Genomic DNA, 6,685 nt, shown 5'->3' with positions numbered 1-6,685 from the left:
CACGAAGAACGGCAGCAAAATTGCACGAACCACATTGGTTCAATGTGCGCTGATCGCAAAACGATACAGCCCGTATCTCCATGCCTTTCATGAATCGGTTAAAAGTCGGCGGGGTGGAGCGAAAGCCAATATCGCCTTGGCGCGCAAATTCCTCGATATCGTGTATCGAACATTAAAAAACAACTGGATGTTTGAGGATTTTACTCAATTCAAACTCGTAAAAAATTGAGTTTTTCCCGGCATCGAAGTGGAATTTTATCATAGGAGAACAAAATGGTTGATTACCCTCATCGTCCTCTGCAACATCTCTCCTGTATGCGACCCATATTCACTTTGATCGAACTTTTGATCGTTATTGCGATCATCGCCATCCTGGCCTCCCTGCTGATGCCGGCATTGCATAAGGCCAGAATGCGGGCCCAGTGCACCACCTGCCTGAACAATCTGAACACGCTGGGAAAAAGTCTCTTTCTCTACTGCAACGACAGCAATGATTTTCTGCCGCTCGGCGCCTATACCAGTTCGGACTCCCTCGAGTCCAAGTCCTGGCAGCACTTCCTCTCACCGTACTGCACCCGGTTCAAAAATGCGCAGGAGGCGAGGTTGAGCTGTGCGGGAATGCTCGGCACGGAAGAGACGGAAAAACGTCACCTCGATCTCATGAAACCGTTTGTCTGCCCCGCCAATGAGATGAGGACCTGGTTTCAGAAGATGGCCTCGCTCAAGATCTATTCCGGCAACTATGCCGCGAACGGCCGCGCCTGGGGCGGACCTTTCGCCATGCCGGCAGATCCGACGCAGTACCGCTCCAAAATTCATCAGTTCGACCGGCTCTCCTTCACCGGGGCGATCTGGGATGGCGGCGGAGCCACCGCGCCCAATGCGCTGGCCGCCTACACGACCTACATCACCTATAACAACTCCAACCTCATCGCCGGTTATGTACACAGCGGAAAAACCAACATTCTCTATCTGGACGGCCACGCGAAGACCCCGGTAAAAATCAACCCCACGCTGGATATGTTCATCAATCCCGACAGCCCCACGCTGCTGTTTCGGAAAAAATAGAAGGTCTGTCAATGATGAAAAAAACATTCTGCCTCCTCTGCGTCACTCTGCTGTTTTCCACTCTCTCTGCCGAAGTTTCCATACTGTCGGAGAACGCAAGCTACCCCGATTTCGCCCACCTTCTGCCCTGGTCGATCAATGTAAAATCCTTCGGCGCCAAAGGCGATGGAATCCACGACGACACGGATGCCATCCAGAAAGCCGCCGATGCGGCGGCCGCCCGGGTTGCTCCCGCGCGGCGGGACTGGATGTGCACACGCTACTATCGCTGCATGCATGACGCCCCCGTTCCGGAAATCGTCTTCCCGCCCGGCGTATATCGCCTGACCCGGGCAGTCGTATTCAACTGGAGCACATCGCTCCGCGGCATCGGCGATGTCACAATCCGCAACAGTTCTCCGACGCAGGACAGTTTCTACTTTGAATACGCTCTGCGGATCCATATCGAAAATTTGAAGTTTGACGGCGGCGCACATCAGATCAGACACTGGACCAACAACCTCGATACGGCAACCGTGAAGATCGCCGGCTGCACGTTCCGAAACGCAACGGAATCGGCGATTCACGCCGCCTCCTACCGGCTGCGTACCGGCAAAAAATACAAATCGCGTTACGAAGAACAGAAGGCCGGAATTCCGAAACTGACCACCAGCCCCTACCAGGTAATCCGCCGGAACGGACGAGTGGAACTCAAGCCGCGGCCGGAGGAAACGATAGAAGAGTATGAGAACTCCACCAATTTTCTGGTGGCGGACTCTCTTTTCGAGAACAACGCCTGCGCGATGAACCTCCGTTCAGACGGCGTGATCATCCGGGATTGCCGGATCATCACGCCGCACGACATGAAAGGCGCTGCGATCGTCGTCGGCTGCAAAGCACATCTGTTCCACCTGCAGTTTGAGATCCGGCGCAATCATAAGTGGAAGCAATATGCCATCCGGCAACTTTCCGGCAATGTGACACTCTCCGACTCGGTCATCCGCAGCGACGGCGACGTCAGCGTATTTCTCGTGGAAGCGAACGCCTCGACATCCATGATCGCCTCCGCGACCAGTTTGCGGAATGTTCAAACCTCATGCGGGCGGGAACCGGTACTGGTATTTGCGCCGGGGAGATTCCCGAATCTGGTCACCGCCTGGGGTGTTCGGGAGAGAGTCCCCGGCAAGCCCGGCTCCACTCCGTTCTTCTCCTTCCGGAAAATTCCCACCCGGCAGGAGCTCGATTCACAGTTGAAAGGGAAGCGTCATCCCTATCTGGGAGTGAAAAGATCCTATGCCGTCTCTCTGGGCCGCATGGGGAAGGAGTTCGATCTCACGCTGCCGGAAGCGCTCGCCGATCGCAGAATCAACATTCCCGACCCGGTATTCAAAATGGAGAAACGGCCTGCTCCACCGCAGAAGTTCCGGGGACCTCTCTTCGTCGATCCCGATCTCGGAGGAGAAAAAGAGCAGATCGCCCGGGATGATACGGCAAAACTGCAGGCGTTGTTCGACAAGGCGGCGGAATCCGGCGGCGGCATTGTAGCTCTGCCACCGCGCTGGATTCGAGTGAATCGCAGAGTCATCGTTCCGGGGAACACTCTGGTTTACGGCGCAGGGCGGACCATCATCGATGCACGCAACGACGCGGAGCCGGTATTCACCATCCCGCCGGGAGCCGATCGGGTCGAATTTGTCAATCTGACGATTCGGCGCGGCCTGCACGCGGTGGAAACCGGCAATTCATCCGGCAGCGTTCGTCTCGACAACTGCTGTCTCTACGACCAGAAACAGGAGTCGCTGCTCTTCACCGCCCCGACGAAACAGAACAATCTCTCCCTCGTCCTGTCAGGCGGAGTCGCCTACACCCCGTTTCTTTACCGGGGCAACGCCTCCACCTTTCTCGACGGCATCTGGTTCAGCTGCAACCCGGATTATCCGCCGGAGGAGTATCGATACTCCTTCGTTGCCATCACCAATTTGACAGGCGGCCGGCTGACCATCACTGACATGCTGGGCGTACCCTGCTATTTCCGCCACATTCCGATGCATCTTATCTGGCGTCCGGAACCGGAAAAGAACGGCGATTTCCGCTGGATCGACAATTACGGGAGCCTCTATCTGCTCAACAATCGGTTCGGCGGCGAGTGGGGCGGTCTGACCCCGGTCTACCAGTACGGCGACGCCGACACCTATATGGAAGGGCCGTTCGTCAGTCTGAACTGTCCGCGAATCCGCCGTTCGCCGGTGGTATCGAAGGGCGACCGGAACCGCGTTCTTCTCGTGAATCTCATCACCATGCTCTACAACGAACCGCTTCTGTTGCACGATGGGAAAGGCGTCCAGAAGGATCAACCGATCTTCTGCTGTTACCCTGTCCCTGATCGCTCGGAATGAAATCATATCAGCAAGGAATCAAACAGGATGGAAACTATGACCGAATCCCGGGAACCGGCCCTCGAATCCCGGTGGAAAAACGGTGCAATCTGGCCCGACAATCACGGAGTTCATATCAACGCGCACGGGGGACACATCGTCCACTTCGGCAATCTCTGGTACTGGTATGGCGAGCATAAGATCGAAGGCTGGGAAGGCCGGCTGGCCTGGCACGGAGTGCATGCCTACAGCTCCCCCGACCTGCGCCACTGGACGGATTGCGGAATCGTCCTCCCCGTCGTCGACGACCCCCGCAGTCCCATTTGCAGAGGCTGCCGGATCGAGCGGCCCAAAGTCATCTTCTGCCGCAAAACCGGCAAGTTTGTGATGTACTTCCACAGCACCGACGCAAACCACACGCTGGCACGGTGTGGTGTCGCCGTGGCAGATCAGCCGCTCGGCCCTTTCCGCTTTCTTTACGCGGAACGTCCGGAAAAGGGATGCTGGCCGCTCGACACGACCCCTGCCGATCGGGATCCCGCGGCAATCGCCGCCTGTCCGAAGGAGGAGGAGCTCAAGAGCTGGCACGGTGATATCATCCGCAGATCGAACATTCTGGGCAGAGATCTCCCCAACGGTCAAATGTCGCGCGATATGACCCTTTTCGTCGATGAGGATGAAACAGCTTACCATATTTACGCGTCGGAGCACAACAGCACCATTCACATCTCGCGCCTGACCCCGGATTATCTCACGCATGACGGCACATATGTCCGGGCATTCCGTTATCGCTGGATGGAGGCTCCGGTGCTTTTCCGCCATGGCGGGCGCTATTTTCTTATGATGTCCGGCTGCACAAGCTGGGCTCCCAATGCCGCCCGCGGCGCTTATGCCGACCACATTTTCGGCCCCTGGACGGAGTTCGGCAACCCGTGCGAGGGAACCAATCCGGACAACGGCTGCGGACCGGATCTCACCTTCGGCGCCCAGGGTGCATGTGTGTTTTTTCACGAAAACCGTCATATTGTCATGCTCGATATCTGGAATCCGGAGAACTTCATCGACAGCCGCTATCTCTGGCTGCCGGTAAAATTTCAGGCCGATGGCACGTTCCGTCTGCCCTATGTGGAGAGTGCGCTGTCATGATCGCCCGAAACGTGGAATTTTCCAATATTCGTGCACTGGAGGCGGATCCCTCCTCCGGTGGATATCGGCTTGCACGTTTCCCGGAAACACTCCGGACAAAACTTTCGCCACGCGCCAGACTGCACGGAGCCGGGGCGTGCGGCGGCGAAATCCGTTTCGTCACCGATGCACCGTTCTTCAATGTGAAGCTGATGGCGCGGAACTCCTCCACCTGGCCGGGGACACCAGTTCCACAGCTGTGCGTCATGTGCGGCAATCTGGAGCATCGCCGCATCAACCTTGCGCCGGATACAATGCATACCCTCTCGTTTGATGCGGTACACTTCAATTCCGTCAGGCCGGAGGTGCTTCGCCCCCTTGCCGGATATGGATTTGCGCCTGAAGTCTGGCGATTTGTCCTCCCCGCATGTGAAATTTTCTTCGGCGGAATTGAAACCTGGTCCTGCCCCATCCGGCCCCCGTTCGATCATGAAAAACCGGCAATGCGCTGTCTCTGTTACGGCTCCTCGATCACCCAGTGTTCCGGGCCGGACGGCTGGCCGGCCCAGCTCGGACAGCTGCTCGGGATCGAAATGTGGAATCTCGGCCTGTCCGGCAGCTGCCTCCTCGAACCGGAGATCGCCGACTTTCTTGCCGGTTCAGAAGAACGGTTTGACGGCATCATTTTTGAACCGGGAATGAATCTGCTTGAAAAAATCACCCCCGGAGAATTCTCCCGCAGAGTGGAATATCTGCTGAAAACCATCACGCAACAGCATCCGGATGTTCCCATTCTGATGCTCGATCTTTTCCCGCACGGCGGAGAAGCGAACTACCGGTGTGACAACAACCTTCAGCCGGAAAACACCGGGGCGTTCCGCCAGGTTCTGCACTGCATTGTCGAGCAGTTCCGCAAGCGCGGACTCCGAATTTCACTTGCGGAAAGTGCGCACCTCTCCCCCCCCGCACTCTGCTGGTCTACCGACCTGCTTCATCCACGGGCAATGGGGAACAGCATGATTGCCTTTTCCCTGGCCGAAACGCTCCGCCGCCAATGGAATCTGAAGCCCTGGTACCGCGAGGAGATCTGAACCGGAACAAGATTACGAATCCTTCGTTGCACCGCCCTGCCCCCGGGTGATCCTGCGGTAGGCGGCGGGCGGCATCTGCATCACCCGCCCGAATACCTTCGTAAAATGGAAACGGTCGGAAAATCCGGCGGCCTCCGCAATCTCGTCGATGGAGTGCGTGCTGTAATGGAGCTCTCCGGCCGCATATTCCACGCTCTTGCGCAGCCGGAACTGCTGCGGCGTCTCCCCGGTCTTCTCCCGGAACAGCCGGATGAAACTGTTCCGGGAAAGCCCCGCCCGCTCCGCGAGTTCGGTATTGGAGTATTTCTCCCGCAAATTGCCTTCGATAAGCTCGCAGATCGCCTCCACCCGGTGATCCGGGATCGTATCCAGCCGGAACAGTTCCGGCGGCAGCCGGCTCATCGCCAAACCGATGATCGCATAGGCCAGCAGGGTGCGCCGCTGCGTATTCCGCCAGTCCTGCCCGGTCGCGATGCAGTCGTCGATCAGCTGCCGCAACTGCGGCTCAAGCGGCAGTTCGAAATGCTGTTCCGGGCTGGTGATGTGGTCGTAGATCCAGAAGTGGATGTAGAAGTGCGAAATCGGCTGTTTCGAATAGGTGAAAAACGAACAGCCCCGGGGGAAAATGTAGACCCGGTCGGTCAGGAACGGTTGCGGCGCCTTTCCCGGCGAATAGAAATACCCGCCCGGCGTGGGGTTGCAGTAGAAATACCACTCCGCCGGCAGAAAATGCGCCCGGTCCCACGGATAGAGCGATTCCCGGTAATGGCAGCGGGTAATGCGCAGCATGCTGTTGAGCACTTCGATCTTTTCCGCACTGAAATTTTTACTGATAGTTCTTTTTGACATAGATTTGCTTCTCCATACCATACCGACCCGCACATTTTCATGCTATAATATATCATAGTTCTAGCAGCCTGTCGGAGTGAGATTTTTGGCTTGGGAAAATCAATGTCCATCCCGATAGGCGCATAATGCTTGTTTTTTCCGTTTTCTATTGTCAGTAGCGAGAATTTATCCGCTCCGACATTAAATCCATATCTTTGA

General features: G+C 56.7%; 5 protein-coding genes and 1 pseudogene. 5 read left to right on the top strand and 1 reads right to left on the bottom strand.

The genetic code is table 11. The features are described from left to right. The 5 genes and pseudogenes from ACMLHG_RS00790 to ACMLHG_RS00770 form a co-directional block, all read left to right on the top strand. A pseudogene (locus tag ACMLHG_RS00790) lies at nt 1–229 on the top strand (IS110 family transposase); the annotation flags it as partial. Nucleotides 230–315: 86 nt separating this feature from the next. Continuing rightward, nucleotides 316–1,068, top strand: coding sequence for a prepilin-type N-terminal cleavage/methylation domain-containing protein (locus tag ACMLHG_RS00785; RefSeq protein WP_417169207.1), 753 nt, complete (start codon nt 316–318; stop codon nt 1,066–1,068). An 11-nt stretch (nt 1,069–1,079) separates the two neighbouring features. Continuing rightward, nucleotides 1,080–3,443 (top strand): glycosyl hydrolase family 28-related protein, encoded by a 2,364-nt coding sequence (locus tag ACMLHG_RS00780; protein WP_417169206.1) that lies wholly within the window; start codon nt 1,080–1,082, stop codon nt 3,441–3,443. Between the two features lie 27 nt (nt 3,444–3,470). Then, nucleotides 3,471–4,568, top strand: a complete 1,098-nt coding sequence (locus tag ACMLHG_RS00775) for a glycoside hydrolase family 43 protein (RefSeq protein ID WP_417169205.1) — start codon at nt 3,471–3,473, stop codon at nt 4,566–4,568. Then, nucleotides 4,565–5,638, top strand: coding sequence for an SGNH/GDSL hydrolase family protein (locus ACMLHG_RS00770; protein WP_417169204.1), 1,074 nt, complete (start codon nt 4,565–4,567; stop codon nt 5,636–5,638). The genes ACMLHG_RS00775 and ACMLHG_RS00770 overlap by 4 nt, the downstream gene beginning before the upstream one ends. Nucleotides 5,639–5,650: 12 nt before the next feature. On the opposite strand, the gene ACMLHG_RS00765 is transcribed toward ACMLHG_RS00770, so the two are convergent. Then, the gene (locus ACMLHG_RS00765) at nt 5,651–6,487 is read right to left on the bottom strand and encodes a helix-turn-helix domain-containing protein (protein WP_417169203.1); all 837 of its coding nucleotides are present in this window, start codon (nt 6,485–6,487) and stop codon (nt 5,651–5,653) included. Nucleotides 6,488–6,685: the final 198 nt, after the last annotated feature.

The organism is Victivallis sp. (assembly GCF_048170485.1).
Classification (GTDB): Bacteria; Verrucomicrobiota; Lentisphaeria; order Victivallales; family Victivallaceae; genus Victivallis.
The sequence above is the reverse complement of the archived record's forward strand: the minus strand, read 5'-3'. Positions and strand labels throughout refer to the sequence as shown.

Coding starts and splice junctions, on each gene's coding strand:
- ACMLHG_RS00785 (WP_417169207.1), top strand. CDS start 316: ATGCGACCCATATTCACTTTGATCGAACTTTTGATCGTTATTGCGATC.
- ACMLHG_RS00780 (WP_417169206.1), top strand. CDS start 1,080: ATGATGAAAAAAACATTCTGCCTCCTCTGCGTCACTCTGCTGTTTTCC.
- ACMLHG_RS00775 (WP_417169205.1), top strand. CDS start 3,471: ATGGAAACTATGACCGAATCCCGGGAACCGGCCCTCGAATCCCGGTGG.
- ACMLHG_RS00770 (WP_417169204.1), top strand. CDS start 4,565: ATGATCGCCCGAAACGTGGAATTTTCCAATATTCGTGCACTGGAGGCG.
- ACMLHG_RS00765 (WP_417169203.1), bottom strand. CDS start 6,487: ATGTCAAAAAGAACTATCAGTAAAAATTTCAGTGCGGAAAAGATCGAA.